A 16,331-nucleotide genomic window follows, 5' to 3' on the forward strand; every position below is an offset into this window, starting at 1 on the left:
GTAAATGATATAACTTGCATAAAAAACTACCCTTTTGCTTAAAATTTTCTTATATAAAGAAAATAAACTAATTGTTATATATTCCGTGTAGATTAGTTTATTATTGATTTTAACTATTTATTTACTTCGTTTTCCGTTTAATCTAATGAAAGGAATTATTCTTGCTGGGGGTTCTGGTACTCGTTTACATCCACTTACGCTTGCCGTTAGTAAACAATTAATGCCAGTGTATGACAAACCCATGATTTATTATCCGCTTTCAATATTAATGTTAGCTGGTATCAGAGAAATTCTGATTATTTCAACCCCTCATGACCTACCTCATTTTAAAAAACTGTTAGGAGATGGCAGCAGAATAGGATGTAACTTTAGCTATGCCGAACAACCTAGCCCTGACGGACTAGCACAGGCGTTTATCATAGGTGCCGACTTCATTGGCAACGATAGCGTTGCACTTGTACTTGGCGACAACATATTTTACGGTAGTGGTTTAAGTAAATTACTTCAAAGCAGTACAAATCCAGAAGGTGGGGTTGTATTTGCGTATCAGGTTCATGACCCTGAGCGATACGGTGTTATTGAATTTGACGAAAACCGCAAAGCAATTTCAATTGAAGAGAAGCCAGAAAAGCCAAAATCAAACTTTGCGGTTCCGGGTTTATACTTTTATGACAATAATGTCGTTGAAATTGCAAAGAACATTAAACCGTCGCCCCGTGGCGAATTAGAGATAACCGATATTAACCGTAAATACCTTGAAGATGGGAAACTAAGCGTTGGTATTATGAACAGAGGTACAGCTTGGTTAGATACCGGAACCTTTGCTTCTTTGATGCAGGCAGCGCAATTTGTGCAGGTAATAGAGGAAAGACAAGGTCTTAAAATAGGTTGTATTGAAGAAGTAGCATTCCGCATGGGCTTTATAGACGAAGCTCAACTCCGAAAAATAGCCGAACCTCTAGTAAAAAGCGGTTATGGGCAATACCTGTTGAATCTTGTTTAAATATACCTTTTAATACCAAGCCAAAGAACAAAAAATACGTTTTAGTATTAGCGTTTGTCTCTTTATTCATATTTCTTTAAATTTGCAGCTATTTATCAATGTAGCGAGTATTCAAAACCAAGTCATGATTTCCTCAAAATATATCTACATACTTTCTCTTATTTTAATCTTTGGCATTGTTCAGGTATCTTATTCGCAAATTCGACCCAACGTTGACACCATTACCGATAAACAGATAGAAGCCTTTTTAAAAGAGGCTCAATCGAAAGGTTTTTCAGAAGCTCAAATGGAAGCGGCAGCGTTAGCTAATGGTTATTCATCAACTGATATTGCTAAAATAAGAGAAAGAATTAATCGATTAAAAACCAACACGGCCGAAATAAAATCGGGTTCAGCTAATGTACCTAATTCGACCGCACCTGACAAAGTAGCTCGTGAGCAGATTGGCGAGGTTGCAGAGCGAACCAGCATTGCGGTATCAGATAAACAGGAAGTCGGAAAAAAACTTGAAACTTTTGGTAGTAAGGTATTTAATAATAAAAACCTCACTTTTGAACCTAATTTACGCCTGCCTACACCTAAAAATTATTTGTTAGGCCCCGACGACGAACTCAAGATTGATATAACAGGGTATGCGTATCAACATTATGACACAAGAGTTTCGCCGGAAGGAACCATAAAAATCGAAAGCCTTGCCCCTATTTACGTCAATGGTAACACCATTGAGCAGGCAAAAACAAAAATCATAGAAAGACTGAAAACACTTTTTGTAGGCTTAAAAAACGGAACCCTGAATGCAGACGTAACACTAGGCGATGTAAGAAGCATTAAAGTAACCATTGTTGGCGAAGTTGTAAACCCCGGTACATACAGTGTTTCCTCACTATCCAGTGCGTTTAATGCCCTGTACCTCTCTGGCGGCCCCAGTACGAATGGTTCTTTCAGAAATATTCAGGTTTTACGCAATAATACCCTCATAAAAACCATCGATGTATATGACTTTCTTCTGAAAGGAACACTCGTTGATAACATTATCCTGAACGACCAAGACGTAATACTGGTTCCTGTTTTTACCAGAAAAGTTGAAATTGACGGTGAAGTTAAAAGAAAAGGGATATTCGAATTAAAAGACAAAGATACTTTTGGAGACTTATTAAAATATGCAGGTGGTTACACCGAACAAGCCTATACGGCTAGCATTAATGTAAACAGAAATACTACTAAAGAGCGTAAAATTATAACTTTTAAGCCCGAAATTAACCCTAATTTTCAGGTCCAGAATGGCGACCACTTTTTTGTTGGAACCATCTTAGACCGTTTTGAAAACAAAGTTGAGGTTATGGGAGCGGTGTTTCGCCCGGGAGAGTTTGCACTAGGAGAAAATATACAAACCATTAAACAATTAATACAACACGCCGACGGCCTTAGAGAAGATGCTTACCTTAACCGAGGAATATTGATAAGAAAACATGAAAACCTTGATGATTCTTATATTTCGATTGACTTAGGTAAGTTAATGAAAGGCGAAATAGCAGACATAGAGCTTCAGAGAGAAGACCAACTAGTTGTAAAGTCTATTACTGAAGTACGTCAGGAGCGCAAAGTAGATATTGAAGGAGCCGTTAATAACCCTGGCACTTTTGCCTTTGCCGAAAATATGGGCGTGCGTGACCTGATTCTGTTAGCAGGTGGTTTTACGGATGGTGCTACTTCAAAAAGGGTAGAAATTGCCAGAAGACTCTATAACGATGAATCGAACGATAAATCGACCGAAATAATAATCCTCAACATTAATAAAGATTTAAACCCGACCGAGAATATTCCAAAGTTAAAGGCCTTTGACAGGGTTTTTATCCGTAACCTACCTAACTATGATGTGCAGCAATTAGTGCAGATTGTTGGTGAAGTGAACTACCCGGGCCAGTATGCTATCGAAAATAAAGGCGAGAGGTTATCTGACCTTATAGACAGAGCCGGCGGGCTTCGGAAAGAAGCCTTCATTGGCGGAGCTAAATTATACCGAAACAACCATATTGTTTTTGTTGATTTCGATAAAGCTCTTAAAAATAAAAACACACCTTCGAACCTACTGCTTGAAAACGGCGACCGGATAGAAATACCTAAAGAACGACAAACCGTTACAGTTACAGGGCAAGTACTTAACCCTACTAGTGTTGCTTACCAGCCTAGCTTCTCGTTTAACGAATATATTGCTCAGGCAGGTGGATTTACTGATAGTGCTTTTGTCAAGAAAACTTTTGTGCAATATGCCAATGGTAGTACAGACAGAACCCGTAGTTTTTTAGGAATAAAAATCTTCCCTAAAATTCAACCCGGTATGACAATCCATGTTCCGCCAAGAAACAGAATACGCATGAGCCCAGCAGAAAGAATTGCACTCAGTACAGGTTTTGTTTCTTTATCTGCCGTTTTACTGACGCTTATTAGGCTGCTCTAGTGTCATTTTCTTCTTAAAAGATACAAGGACCTATGAAAAACTGGTTTGTGGTTTATACAAAACCGAGACAAGAAAAAAAAGTTGCCAATGAACTGCAAAAAATTGGGATAGAGGCTTACTGCCCAACCAAAATAACAGAAAGGCAATGGTCTGACAGAAAGAAGAAAATCGAAGTTCCTCTATTTACCTCATACTGTTTCGTCAATATAGAAGAACAGGAGCGAAATAAAGTTTTTCAGGTATCAGGCGTAGTAAAATACTTATTCTGGTTAAAAAAACCTGCTGTTGTAAGAAAAGAAGAAATAGAAGAAATTAAGCGATGGCTTAATGATTATGACCATGACTTGATTGAAACTCGAGTTTTTCATCATAACGACCATCTAATTATAAAATCAGGGATTTTGATTGATAAAAAAGCGGTTGTTCTAAGGCAAAACAGAAATCAATTGATTTTACAATTAGAAAACCTCGGGTTTACCCTTTCTATTTCACAAACAGATATATTGATGCAGACCATCTGTTAAGAATCATGGATTTTATAAAACGATGGGCTCATTGAAATTAAGTTATAGTACCTAGTACCTTAAAATGGGACTGAGGAGGGCGAAGCCGTACCAGAACTTAAAATTTTGACTAATTAAAACACATTCTTATTCATTTTTCATTAAGATGAGTTGTTAATACAAGAGTTTACTTATTAACATGGACGAAATAAAAAAAGACAGTACAAGCATTAATGTTAAAGCCTTCTTCCAGATTATCTGGAAAGAAAAATTTTTAATTCTGGCTATGGTTATTATTGCTGGGGGCCTCGGCTTCTGGTATGGAGCAACGAGCAAAGAACAATTTACGTCTCAGGGTAAAATTCTGCCCGAACTGCAAGGAAAATCTACTAAAATCGGAGGCTTAGCCGGCTTGGCCAATCTTGCGGGGGTTGACCTCTCCAACCTCGAATCTTCCGAAGCTATCAGACCAGACCTCTACCCTGATATTCTCAGAAGCACCCCTTTTTTCATGCAGCTATTCAAAGAGAAATTTACTACCCGAGATAACAAAACTGTTTCTTTTGAAGATTTCTACCACCAGAACGTAGAAGGTGGCGCCCCACTTCCTGAGAAAGATACCAAGTTATTTCCGGTTAAGGAAAATGGCTTCTTGCTTATTAGCCACCAGTACGAAAAAAGAATCAAAAATCTTAAACTGCGCATTCTGGTTGATATTGATAAAAAAAGTGGAATTATTACTATCACAGTCAAAATGCCAGACCCCGTTGTAGCTGCGCAGGTGGCTCGATTCTCGATGGTATACCTCACCGACTATGTTACCAGATACAGAATCGATAAAGCCAAAAGAGATATGGACTTTCTGGCTGAAAAAGTTAATGCAGCAAAAGGGAAGTTTTATTCTAATCAGGAGAAAAGGGCTCAGTACAGCGACCAGTTTCAGCTACCTACGATAAGGCTACAATCGGCCGACGTACAAAGAGAAAGAATTGAGGCCGATTATAGAATATCATCTACTTTTTATAACGAACTTCTGAAAAAATATGAAGAAGCTAAAATAAAAGTACAGCAAGACACGCCTGTTTTTCAAGTGCTTGAACCACCAATAGTACCTACTCAAAAAAGTGAACCTTTCAGATCACTTATTTTATTGATAGCTCTCATATTAGGCGGTACACTTGCACTTATAATTGTTATGTTTAAAAATAATAATTATAAAAAAGTTATTCAAAGTTAGGTCTGCAATGTGAAAGCAGGCATTATTATAGCCTTCAAACCTATTAAAATAGAATCCGAAAGCTGGTGTATGCTTCAAAATTCTATATAAGAGTAAAACAAACCATGATAGTAAAAACAATAAAAAGTTTTTTCAATAACGACACGAGAAGTTCTAAATATAAAAAGAATGTAATTCTGCTTGCTATCATTCCATTATTGAATGTTTTGCTTAGCCTGCTATTAATTCCTTTAAGCCTGACACGACTCGGACTTGAAGAATACGGCGTCTGGATTACCCTTACAGGAATTGTAAGCTGGTTTTCTTTCTTTGATTTTGGCTTAGGAAATGGCCTGCGAAATAAATACGCAGTAGCTAAAGCGCAAGGAGATACTACCGACGTAAGGCAATATGTAAGTACTGCATTTATAGGCTTAGTAATTATTAGCTCTTCTATCTTTCTGTTTTTTTTAATTGCCTCCTTTTTTATGGATTGGGCCGTTGTGTTAAATGCTCCACAAAGGCTAAAGTCCGACTTAACAGTTCTGGCACTATTTGTTATCGGGTCATTTTGTTTAAAACTTATAGTTAATATTGTTTGTGTGCTTCTTACCGCAGACCAAGAACCTGCCATACCTGCACTTATTGGTTTTTATGGAGGTTTGTTAGCCGCCTGCTCAATATATTTAATTACAGTTTTTCTCCCCCCTTCGCTTTTGTACATTGGTATTGCGCTAACGGTCTCACAGATATTCCCATTAGTTATTGCATTTTTTTATTACTTTGGCACCCGTTATAAACCAATACTACCCAGTCTGAAATACTTTTCCAGACACCACATCAAAAGTATTTTTTCATTAGGGCTTCGTTTCTTTTTTATACAACTCACAGCAATGATATTATTCCAGACTAATAATTTTATTATTGCACATACCTGTGGCTTAAACGAAGTTGCCGAATTTAACATTGCCTATAAATATATCAATATGATATATATTGTTTTTAGTGCAAGTGTAACTCCTTTGTGGTCTGCCTCAACAGAGGCTTATGTAAAAAATGAAATAGACTGGATAAAGAAAAGTATAAAACAGTTAAATTATTTATTGTTGATTTTTATTGCCACAGGAATTTTCTTAATACTGACATCTTCTTTTATCTATCAGATATGGTTCAAAAGTATTGTAAGGCCTAACATGATTTTGTTATGGCTATTACTGCTATACACTGTTTGCCTGTGCCGCACATTAATTTATAGAAGTTTCATGAACGGGGTTGGAAAAATAACACTTCAGTTTTATGTATCCACTATTCAGTCATTTTTGCATATTCCTTTAGCTTACTATATGGGAAAAATCTGGGGAATTTACGGTATCATTGCTGTAATGCTTCTATGGGCAATTATGAATATAATATGGGAACCTATACAATTTCGCTTAATTATAACAAAAAGTGCCAAAGGAATTTGGAATAAATAATGAAAGGCTATATTTTATTTATTGTTGGTTTCCTGAGTTTCATGATTGTATCTTTTGTGCAAAACATGATTTCTATAAACCTTACTGGTAATGGTACTGCTGGCAGTGCTAACTTCTACATACAATTATTGTTTATGTTCTGTTGCTTTTTTTTCATATTAAGTCATTATAAAATATGTTTAAAATCTCCGAAAATATTCAGAAACGCATTCATCTTCGGATTTATAATTTTTTTTCCAGTAGTTTTTTATCATAATGGATTATTGCTTGAGCTTATCAAAACAATAATGGATATCTGGATGTGGATTTACTGCTTCATGATAGGTTATGTGGTGGCTTACAGCAAAAAAGAAAATGGTTTATTATTAAACAATCTGTTATTGCTTTTTGCGCTACCAATGATTGGTTATTCCATTTATCTCTACCTATCAGTCAATTTATTAGTAGCTAACATCAAAACGGCCGATGTGGCCTTAATTTTATTAGCTATTTTTCCGCTTACACTCAGGCTTAAAAACGAAGCCCTAAAAATTCTGGCCATTAGTTTTATCGGATTAATTGCCATGTTATCCTTTAAACGAACCATTATTCTGGGGGTAGTTATGATGGCTTCTATTTATTATTACAGTATACTTACTAAAACCAAGTTTTTGCGTTGGCAAAAAGTAGTTTTTTCCCTTTTATTAATTATTGGGGGCATTGTATTATATAGGGCCTTTAATTTTATTGAACAAGAATCAGGAGGTTATATTCTTTCAAGATTAAGTAGTATTCAGGAAGACCGTGGAAGCAAGAGGGTTGATATATACATTGAACTTTTGCAAAGTTTTGCGGCATCAAACATTGGAGAAATGCTTTTCGGACACGGTTATTTGGCTACTGCTAAATATACTGAACTGGAAATACTCGCTCATAATGATTTTCTGGAAATAATATTCGACTTTGGTTTGATAGCTTTGATAGCCTACGTGGTGTTCTTCTTTCGACTGTTAGGATACACCCGAAAAATATATCAATACCGAAACTTGGTTGATACTAATTTATCAGTATTTATAGCAGGCTTGGTTGCTTTTTTATTTTTAGGATTACTGAACTGTTTTATTACTACCCCTATTTATTTTTCGACAGTTCTTCTGTTTTTTGGTTTATCAATCGGAGATTTCGAACGAGAAAAATTAAAACTAAAGCTAAAAGAGCAAAATCAATAACTTTTTGTTCTGATTTTTCTAATCAAAGTATAACTCCTGACTCAACTAATTTTACACATCAATAATATTATATAAACTAATTCCCTCACAAGCTAAAATTTAATGGCTGGTTTCCCGAAAATATTAGTAGTAAGCGCAGACCCCTTCAATAGAACCAGTGGTACCGGAATCACTATTTCTAATATATTTAAAGGTTGGGATAAAGACCGTATTGCTAACGTGTATATTCATGATGTACCTCGTTCAGACGAAGTATGTGATAAATACTATCGATTAAGCAAATGGGCTTTTTTCTTCAATTACTGTCTTAAATGGTTAATGGTTCTTTTCCAGTTAAGAAAAGTCAAAATTGTTCAAACCACAGTACCTCTGAAAAAATCTGAGAGAACATTTAAAAATATAATGTTTCTTAATTTCAAAGCAGGTTTCGACCTCAGTCCTATGTTCGTTTCGAAAAGTTTCTGGAAATGGGTACAAGAATATGACCCTGATATTATTTATTCTATGCTTGGCAACGGACGTATGATAAAGTTTAGCAACTCTATTGCTGCACGAACCAAGAAACCTGTATTACCACACTTCATGGACGATTGGCCAGAGTGCATTTATATCCAGAACGAATGGGGTGGATACGCCAGAAAAATGTTCGATAAAATGTTTAAACAAGTAATTGCTTACTCTAAAGGCGGTTTATGTATCTCTGACCAAATGACAGAAGAGTACATTAAACGTTATAAAATTCCGTTTGCTACTATCCTGAACTGTGTTGAAGAAGAATTTTTTATTCAGCCAGAAGAGCGTACATCAGCCAAACAACCTACTGTTTTTCTATATGTTGGTGGCTTGCACCTGAACAGGTGGATGTCACTCCTTGAAATAGCCGAAGCAATTGATGAAATTAACCAAGAAGGGCAGCAAGTACAATTACACATTTATTGCCCTGAAAAAGACCGAAATCAATTTGCCGATAAATTCAATAATAATAAATCTGTGTCTTTCAAGGGGTCGGTTTCAAGTACACAAGTGCCAGAAGTTCTAAGCCAAGCCTCAGTGCTGATTCATGTAGAGTCTTTTGAAGAAAACGTAGTATTATTTACCAAATATTCAATATCTACCAAAATACCTCAATATATGGCTGCGGGTAAGCCAATACTAGCCTACGGCCCGGGTGAGCTTGCGTCTGTTCAGCATGTAGTAAATGCTCATGCGGGTTATGCCGTAACTTCGAAAGATAAAGCTGAGCTAAAAAAGAAAATATTAACTCTGTCAGCAAATCCAGAATTACGTTTTAGCTGTGCTAACAATGGTTATCAGTTTGCCAAAGCAAATCACTCGCAATCAAAGACACTTAAAACGCTTCAAAAGGTTGCTCAGGAGTATGCTAATAGCCATTAATTCTTATAACTTAGGCATTCCAAACAAGTATTGACCTATAAATAACTATTGAATAAATGTCGAAAAAAATTGCTTACGTCGGAGACTTCAGATTTCCAAAAGGAGCGGCCTCTAGCATAAGAGTATTAGGCATAGGACGAATACTTGCCGATTGTGGCTATGATGTTTCTTTTCATGGAGTAGTTTCTGATATAGAGCAATCAGGACAGGCCAGTGGGATGTTTGAAAATTTTTATTATTCTAATCTTGTTCTCAAAAGCGGGGATATCATGGCAACTTTATACGATCTTGTATCAGGAGGATTCCGGTCTATAAAGTTATTTGAATCTTTAAAACCAGATTATATTATTTTAGGAGGAGGATACTCCAGATACCTCATACCTTTACTTAGATACACACGCAAACATAATATAAGGCTCATTGTTGATATCTGGGAATGGTATGATTACTCGCATTTGCCGGGTGGTAAATTTGGGCCTCTGGCTTTAGATACGCATCTGGCTTTAACCAAGCTAATAAAAAAAAGTGACGGTGTTATTACAATAAGCTCTTTTCTTGAAAGATATTATTCAAATGCGAACAAAAAAGTTATACGTATCCCGATTTTAATTAATAAAGAAGAGAGTAATAACCAGACACAACCCAAAAAAACCTTTGATCCCAACTATTTACATCTAATTTATGCCGGGGACCCCGGCCGAAAAGATATAATAGACGTAGTAATAGCTGGGCTTGACTCCCTCATAAATGAAGGAATAAAGGTTAAAGTACATCTGGTTGGGCCTTCTAAACAATCTTTAACCAAAATTCTTGGAGATAAAGGCTATCTGCTAGATAAATTACAAGATGCTATTGTTCTTCACGGTAAAGTAGCTCAGGATAAAGTACCTGATTTGCTAGCCAGTGCAGACTTTTCGTTCCTTATACGCCCAGATATGCGGTATGCTCATGCTGGTTTTCCGACTAAGTTTGTTGAAAGTATGAATGCCGGTTTACCAATTATCTGCAACCTGACAAGCGACCTAGGAATGTATGTGAAGAACGGAGAAAACGGGTTTATCATGGCCGATACCTCAGCCGAAAGCTTTATTGCTTGTGTAAAAAAAGCAAGCCAGTTATCGGAAGACGAAAAAAAACAAATGAGAGTACACGCAAGAAACGTAGCAGAACAATCTTTCGATTATAGAATCTTTATTGAACCTGTTAAGACGTTTTTTCTATCGCTTTAAACTTAAACATCAATACTCATAGTTCATCAATCCAATTTATTATTAATTTTATTCTGAATGAAAAAAGTAATTATGCAACACGTGGTAAATGTAACAGGAGTTGGAGGACCCGTTACAGGGTTCAGGCTACTGATGCAGTCTACGCTGAAAGATAAATTCGATTTTGTTGCATTAGAACAAAGAATTGCTGCGAATGGAATAAATTTTAAATTACTTTGGAGCCTGTATAAACAAATTAAAGCTACCAAACCTGATATTCTTCATATCAGAGGGCTTCAGTCTGAAGGTTTTTATGGGGTATTGGCCGGAAGATTAGCCGGTTGTAAAAAAATAGCCTTGAGTGTTCATGGCTTTTATAGTGACGTTATTGGCCTGTCTAATTCAAAGAAATGGGTATTCAGGTATATAATTGAGCCACTTACTTTAAGAATGGCCTCGGGTATTTACTGTGTGTGCGAGTACGCCACTAAACGCCCTATTATTCAGAGAAACGCCAAAAACCTACGTGGCTATATACATAATGCAGCCCCTGATGTTGACCTCAGCGTTAAGCAATCTTACCGTGATAGTTTTCGGAAAAAATTTAATATTGCAGACCACGAAGTTGTTATATGTGCGGTGTCAAGAGTAACAGTCGATAAAGGCTTTCCTCTATTGGCACAAGCAATTAAGAATATTAACCGAGATGTTCGATTTGTAATAGCGGGCGGCGGGCCTTATCTTGACTCTTTACAACAGGAGCTAAAAAATGAAATTGATTCAAAACAGGTTATTTGTCTGGGCGATACAAAAGATGTATTTCCTGTTTTATTTGCCTCCGATATATTTGTATTTCCAACACAGCATGAAAACTTATCTAATGCATTACTAGAAGCCTGTGCTTCGGGGCTAGCTTGTGTTGCTTCAAACGTAGGGGGTAATCCTGAAGTAATTATTAATGAGCAAACAGGTTACCTCTTTGAATCAAACAATAAGCAAGACTTGGTTAATAAATTGCAGAATTTGATTGACTCAGAACAAAAACGAAAGGCCTTCGCAACAAATGCTCAGTCTTATATTAAAGAAAATTTCTCTAAGCAAAAAATTATGCAGGCATTAGAAAAATTTTACGATTCTATTTAAATCCCATGACCAAGATTTTATTTCTAGGCGGACATTTCCCTGATGAAATGATTGAGCAGATAATACCTAATAGTAAAAGGTATATTCAGGCAGCAGCCGATGTTTTACAAAAATCTATTATTAAATCTTTACGCTTATATTTTCAGGAAATCTCCATCGTTTCTCTCCCCTTTGTCGGGAACTACCCATTCAGATACACCAAAGCCATTATTAGCTCACAGCAAATTGAGCCAAACCACTATGTTGTTGGCTTTAACAACATAGTAGGTATAAACTTTATTAGCCGATACATTCAATCGAAAAAATTTATTACCCGATGGGCTGCCAAAGAAAGTGGAGAAAAATATATAATTGTTTACTCTCTCATAATACCTCATTTAAAAGCAGCCATTGAAGCAAAGGCGGCCGACCCTAGCATTAAAGTATGCGTGGTAATACCAGACCTGCCTCAATATATGAGCGGAAAAACAAATGCTATTTATCGGTTTCTGAAAAATCGTAGCTTTACGCTGATAAAAAAATATTTACAACAGATTGATTCAAGCATTGTTCTTACCGAATACATGATTGAAGCGTTGCATCTGGAAAAGAAAAACAATCTGGTCATTGAAAGTATTTTCGACCAGAGTTTTTCTCACTTCCCAGTAGTAGAAAAAAAGAAAAAGAAAGCCATATTATACAGTGGTACGCTTGATAAAAGATATGGGGTTATGGACCTAGTACATGCCTTTGGCCTAATTAAGCAAAAAGATTATGAATTATGGATATGTGGCGATGGCGACTCACGCGAAGCAATAGAAGAGATATGCCAGCACGACAAGCGCATTATTTATAAAGGCAAACTACCTCGTAATAAAGTACTCGAACTCCAAACTGAGGCAAAAGTTTTAGTTAATCCGAGGTCGAACGATGGTGAATATACAAAGTACTCTTTTCCATCAAAAATTATGGAGTATTTTGCTTCTGGTACACCTTGCATTATTAATAAACTGGATGGAATACCCAATGAATATTACAATTATTGTTTTGTAATTGACGGGAACTCGCATGAATTACTAGCGGCCAAAATGCAGGAGGTGTGTAATATGCCAGACGAAGAACTAAAACAGATAGGCCAGAAAGCGTATGAATTTGTAAAGTCGAGCAAGAACTGTACAATACAGGGTCAGAAAATCTATCATTTATTAAATCAATAATCTTGCTTAGTAAGCAAAATGCCTAATAGTTAATGTAAATACTATATTCACACCTAAATTGCTTTCAGAATTATTTATAATTTTCAGACTATGAAATTATTAATTTACTTAATTGAGACGTGGAATAGAGCACATAATAAAGTTATGATGCTCATATTTAAACATGCTTTCAAGAGTTGTGGAAGAAACGTCAGATTTTCTCACTCAAAATCAGATATTTATTATAAAACAATCTCCGCAGGAAATGACGTTTTTATAGGTCCGGGAGCTTCCTTTATAGCTACAAGGACTTATATTTCAATTGGTAATAAGGTTATGTTTGGGCCTAATGTTACCATAAGAGGGGGAAACCATGCTTCGCATATTATTGGGAAATATTTATTTGATTATACTGACGCAGATAAGTTACCTGAAGATGATGAACCAGTAATAATAGAAGATGATGTATGGGTAGGCACTGGTGCAATAATATTAAAAGGTGTACGTGTAGGTACTGGTGCAATAATTGCCGCTGGTGCTGTTGTAACAAAAGATGTACCACCTTATACAATTGTAGGAGGAGTTCCTGCAAAGGTTATAAAGCACAGATTCAATAAAGAAGAACTTGCGCAGCACATCAGCCTTATAGAAAAAAGGGCTGCATTATAAAATTAGCAATAATGCTTATAAAATAATAGCCTTACTTTTTAACACACTTTTCCTGATTGGTTTAATTATGAGGTAGAACGAAAAAGTTTTATAAAATATTCCGACTTCTTTCGTATAAAATTAGAAATTGAGATAGAGCCAGAATAACTTTATCAAAAGCAGTTTTTACTTATATAAAATCAAATCTGACTATTTTTATTAAAAAGTAATCCTGAACTCATATTAATCTAACAATAATGACTTTAAACAATATACAAATTACTATCATCGGGCTTGGATACGTTGGGCTACCACTTGCCGTAGAGTTTGGCAAAAAATATCCTACTATCGGTTTTGATATTAATCAACATCGCATTGATGAGCTAAAGGAAGGATACGACAGAACCCGAGAACTCACACAGGAAAAGCTAAGAGAAGCCACTCAACTCACTTTTACAACCAAACTTGCTTCTGATTCAACAACGTCGGGTCAGACAAATATTTATATCGTAACGGTTCCTACACCAATCGACCAATTCAAAAAACCCGATTTAAAACCTTTGTTATCTGCCTCTAAGTCGGTCGGGCAAGTACTGAAAAAAGGTGATATTGTTATTTATGAAAGTACAGTCTACCCCGGCTGTACCGAAGAAGATTGTGTTCCGGTACTAGAGCAATATAGTAGCCTGAAGTTTAATATTGATTTTTACTGCGGTTATTCGCCAGAGCGCATCAATCCCGGCGATAAACTACACACTGTTACAAAAATAAAAAAGGTAACCTCGGGCAGTACCGAAGACATAGCCGATTTCATTAATACCCTGTATGCTTCAATTATTGAAGCCGGCACTTTTAAAGCCTCGTCTATTAAAGTTGCCGAAGCAGCCAAAGTAATTGAAAACTGCCAGCGTGACATTAACATTGCTTTTGTTAACGAACTGGCTCTTATATTCGACCGTATGGGTATCGATACTCTATCGGTACTGGAAGCAGCCGGAACAAAGTGGAATTTCCTGCCGTTCAGGCCCGGTCTGGTAGGTGGGCATTGCATAGGTGTTGACCCCTACTACCTTACTTACAAGGCAGAATCGTTGGGGTATCACCCGCAGGTAATACTTGCCGGCCGACGAATCAACGACAACATGGGCAAACACGTAGCCGTTGAAACAGTGAAGTTATTAATAAAAAACAACATAATTGTAAGCAATGCCCGTATTCTGGTGCTGGGTATTACATTCAAAGAAAACTGCCCCGACATCAGGAATTCACGGGTTATTGACATTATTTGCGAGCTACAAGATTATGGCATTGCGGTTGATGTTTTTGACCCCTGGGCATCAGCAGAAGAAGTAAAAGAAGAGTACGGAATTGAAACCAAAGAAAGCATCAATTTTGATGACTACGTAGGGGTTGTTATGGCAGTTAATCACCACCAGTTCTCTGAATCTTTCTTTATTGATTCTCTGGCTACATTCAAAGGCATAGTATTTGACGTAAAAGGTCAACTCGGCACAAACCTCATATCAAAAAGATTATAATGTACGAAGCTAAATATCACAACGAAGATTTAAGTGGTTTATCTGTACTGGTTACAGGCGGAGCCGGATTCATCGGCTCTAATATTGTTGAATACCTCATAAAATATGGTATCGGGAAAGTTAGAATTCTGGATAACCTGTCTACTGGCTACTTGGCCAATATAGAAAAATACCTGAGCCTTCCGAATGTAGAATTTATTCAGGGCGACATCCGTGACCTAAAAATATGCGAACAAGCCTGTGAAGGCATCGACTTTGTGCTTCATCAGGCAGCATTAGGCTCTGTGCCCCGCTCAATACTTGACCCCATTACCTCGAACGATGTAAATATCACAGGTTTTCTTAATATGCTCATGGCTGTTAAAAACAGTTCTTCTGTAAAACGCATGGTATATGCGGCTTCTTCGTCAACCTACGGTGATAGTAAAGAACTTCCAAAAGTAGAAGAACGTATTGGCAGGCCATTATCGCCTTATGCTGTTACAAAGTACGTAAACGAATTATATGCCGATGTTTTCAGTAAAACCTACGGCATGGAAATTATCGGACTAAGATATTTTAATGTTTTCGGGCCTCGCCAGAATGTCAAAGGGCCTTATGCCGCCGTAATCCCTTTGTTTATTGAGTCGGCCTTGAAAAATAATGCTCCGACCATTAATGGTGACGGAGAAACAAGCCGTGATTTTACCTTTATCGAAAACGCCGTTCAAGCCAATATCAAAGCCATGTTAGCTCCTAAAATTGAAAAACATGAAGTTTGCAATATTGCTTTTGGCGAACGTACAACCCTGAATATGCTCTGGGAATACATTACCAATGTAGCTCAAATAGAGATTAAACCTAATTATCAGCACGAAAGAGTAGGTGATATTAAACATAGTCTGGCTAATATTGGTAAAGCTAATGAGCTAATTGGTTACAAACCTCTCTTTTCGGTTTTTGACGGCATTAAAATTACTTACGACTGGTACAGAAGTAATCAATAGTTAATGGCCTTACATCTTTAGCTATTGGCTTGGTTTCTGTGGTATTGGCCCAACTCATGGTTGTGGCCAAACAATCAGCCTGCAACCATGAGCTTACTGAATAATAGCGGAGCAAATGTATGCTGCTCTCTGTTATAACAATACGCTGGAGAGCCTCCCAAGTTATCTGCCTCAAACTGCTGTATAAAACAAAACCCTGCTGCTTGCAACTAATGCAAACTATCTGTTAGCTTATTGATTGATAAACAGAATATTAGCTAATTACCGGAAGATTAAAAACTTTGATAGCTCATTACAAAAAAAAGCCATAGTTTTGCACAAAAAAACCGAAACTCCCAAATAGTATACCTATAAACCATAAAAACTATTCATAAA

13 protein-coding genes are annotated in these 16,331 nt (G+C 36.6%); all 13 read left to right on the forward strand.

Annotated elements, in window-relative coordinates:
• The first annotated feature begins 145 nt into the window (after window positions 1-145).
• The 13 genes from rfbA (at window position 146) to WAA15_RS07160 (ending at window position 15,956) form a co-directional block, all read left to right on the forward strand.
• Entirely contained in the window at window positions 146-1,003 is an 858-nt protein-coding gene (gene rfbA / locus WAA15_RS07100) for a glucose-1-phosphate thymidylyltransferase RfbA (protein WP_337042016.1), read from the forward strand.
• A gap of 124 nt (window positions 1,004-1,127) precedes the next feature.
• Complete coding sequence (locus WAA15_RS07105) at window positions 1,128-3,461, forward strand: SLBB domain-containing protein (protein WP_337042017.1); 2,334 nt, start codon at window positions 1,128-1,130, stop codon at window positions 3,459-3,461.
• A gap of 32 nt (window positions 3,462-3,493) precedes the next feature.
• Window positions 3,494-3,985, forward strand: a complete 492-nt coding sequence (locus tag WAA15_RS07110; protein ID WP_337042018.1) for a UpxY family transcription antiterminator — start codon at window positions 3,494-3,496, stop codon at window positions 3,983-3,985.
• A 178-nt stretch (window positions 3,986-4,163) separates the two neighbouring features.
• Complete coding sequence (locus WAA15_RS07115; protein WP_337042019.1) at window positions 4,164-5,201, forward strand: Wzz/FepE/Etk N-terminal domain-containing protein; 1,038 nt, start codon at window positions 4,164-4,166, stop codon at window positions 5,199-5,201.
• Window positions 5,202-5,305: 104 nt separating this feature from the next.
• Window positions 5,306-6,655: an oligosaccharide flippase family protein gene (locus WAA15_RS07120; RefSeq protein WP_337042020.1), complete on the forward strand. Its 1,350-nt coding sequence runs from the start codon at window positions 5,306-5,308 to the stop codon at window positions 6,653-6,655.
• Between the two features lie 287 nt (window positions 6,656-6,942).
• Window positions 6,943-7,863, forward strand: coding sequence for an O-antigen ligase family protein (locus WAA15_RS07125; protein WP_337042021.1), 921 nt, complete (start codon window positions 6,943-6,945; stop codon window positions 7,861-7,863).
• A 102-nt stretch (window positions 7,864-7,965) separates the two neighbouring features.
• Window positions 7,966-9,258 carry a glycosyltransferase gene (locus tag WAA15_RS07130; RefSeq protein WP_337042022.1) on the forward strand — a complete coding sequence of 431 codons (1,293 nt, stop codon included), beginning with the start codon at window positions 7,966-7,968 and terminating at the stop codon, window positions 9,256-9,258.
• Window positions 9,259-9,314: 56 nt separating this feature from the next.
• Window positions 9,315-10,487, forward strand: coding sequence for a glycosyltransferase (locus tag WAA15_RS07135; RefSeq protein ID WP_337042023.1), 1,173 nt, complete (start codon window positions 9,315-9,317; stop codon window positions 10,485-10,487).
• Window positions 10,488-10,544: 57 nt separating this feature from the next.
• Window positions 10,545-11,609 (forward strand): glycosyltransferase, encoded by a 1,065-nt coding sequence (locus WAA15_RS07140; protein WP_337042024.1) that lies wholly within the window; start codon window positions 10,545-10,547, stop codon window positions 11,607-11,609.
• Between the two features lie 5 nt (window positions 11,610-11,614).
• Window positions 11,615-12,805 (forward strand): glycosyltransferase family 4 protein, encoded by a 1,191-nt coding sequence (locus WAA15_RS07145; protein WP_337042025.1) that lies wholly within the window; start codon window positions 11,615-11,617, stop codon window positions 12,803-12,805.
• Window positions 12,806-12,895: 90 nt separating this feature from the next.
• The gene (locus WAA15_RS07150) at window positions 12,896-13,453 is read left to right on the forward strand and encodes an acyltransferase (RefSeq protein WP_337042026.1); all 558 of its coding nucleotides are present in this window, start codon (window positions 12,896-12,898) and stop codon (window positions 13,451-13,453) included.
• 236 nt (window positions 13,454-13,689) lie between these two features.
• Entirely contained in the window at window positions 13,690-14,970 is a 1,281-nt protein-coding gene (locus WAA15_RS07155; protein WP_337042027.1) for a nucleotide sugar dehydrogenase, read from the forward strand.
• Complete coding sequence (locus WAA15_RS07160) at window positions 14,970-15,956, forward strand: SDR family oxidoreductase (protein ID WP_337042028.1); 987 nt, start codon at window positions 14,970-14,972, stop codon at window positions 15,954-15,956. Before WAA15_RS07155 ends, WAA15_RS07160 begins: the two co-directional genes overlap by 1 nt.
• Window positions 15,957-16,331: the final 375 nt, after the last annotated feature.

Source organism: Emticicia sp. 17c, from assembly GCF_037153985.1.
Lineage (GTDB): Bacteria > Bacteroidota > Bacteroidia > Cytophagales > Spirosomataceae > Emticicia.

What these genes read in the sequence shown, in the direction of transcription:
- rfbA (WP_337042016.1), top strand. Translation starts at nt 146, where the DNA reads ATGAAAGGAATTATTCTTGCTGGGGGTTCTGGTACTCGTTTACATCCA.
- WAA15_RS07105 (WP_337042017.1), top strand. Translation starts at nt 1,128, where the DNA reads ATGATTTCCTCAAAATATATCTACATACTTTCTCTTATTTTAATCTTT.
- WAA15_RS07110 (WP_337042018.1), top strand. Translation starts at nt 3,494, where the DNA reads ATGAAAAACTGGTTTGTGGTTTATACAAAACCGAGACAAGAAAAAAAA.
- WAA15_RS07115 (WP_337042019.1), top strand. Translation starts at nt 4,164, where the DNA reads ATGGACGAAATAAAAAAAGACAGTACAAGCATTAATGTTAAAGCCTTC.
- WAA15_RS07120 (WP_337042020.1), top strand. Translation starts at nt 5,306, where the DNA reads ATGATAGTAAAAACAATAAAAAGTTTTTTCAATAACGACACGAGAAGT.
- WAA15_RS07125 (WP_337042021.1), top strand. Translation starts at nt 6,943, where the DNA reads ATGGATATCTGGATGTGGATTTACTGCTTCATGATAGGTTATGTGGTG.
- WAA15_RS07130 (WP_337042022.1), top strand. Translation starts at nt 7,966, where the DNA reads ATGGCTGGTTTCCCGAAAATATTAGTAGTAAGCGCAGACCCCTTCAAT.
- WAA15_RS07135 (WP_337042023.1), top strand. Translation starts at nt 9,315, where the DNA reads ATGTCGAAAAAAATTGCTTACGTCGGAGACTTCAGATTTCCAAAAGGA.
- WAA15_RS07140 (WP_337042024.1), top strand. Translation starts at nt 10,545, where the DNA reads ATGAAAAAAGTAATTATGCAACACGTGGTAAATGTAACAGGAGTTGGA.
- WAA15_RS07145 (WP_337042025.1), top strand. Translation starts at nt 11,615, where the DNA reads ATGACCAAGATTTTATTTCTAGGCGGACATTTCCCTGATGAAATGATT.
- WAA15_RS07150 (WP_337042026.1), top strand. Translation starts at nt 12,896, where the DNA reads ATGAAATTATTAATTTACTTAATTGAGACGTGGAATAGAGCACATAAT.
- WAA15_RS07155 (WP_337042027.1), top strand. Translation starts at nt 13,690, where the DNA reads ATGACTTTAAACAATATACAAATTACTATCATCGGGCTTGGATACGTT.
- WAA15_RS07160 (WP_337042028.1), top strand. Translation starts at nt 14,970, where the DNA reads ATGTACGAAGCTAAATATCACAACGAAGATTTAAGTGGTTTATCTGTA.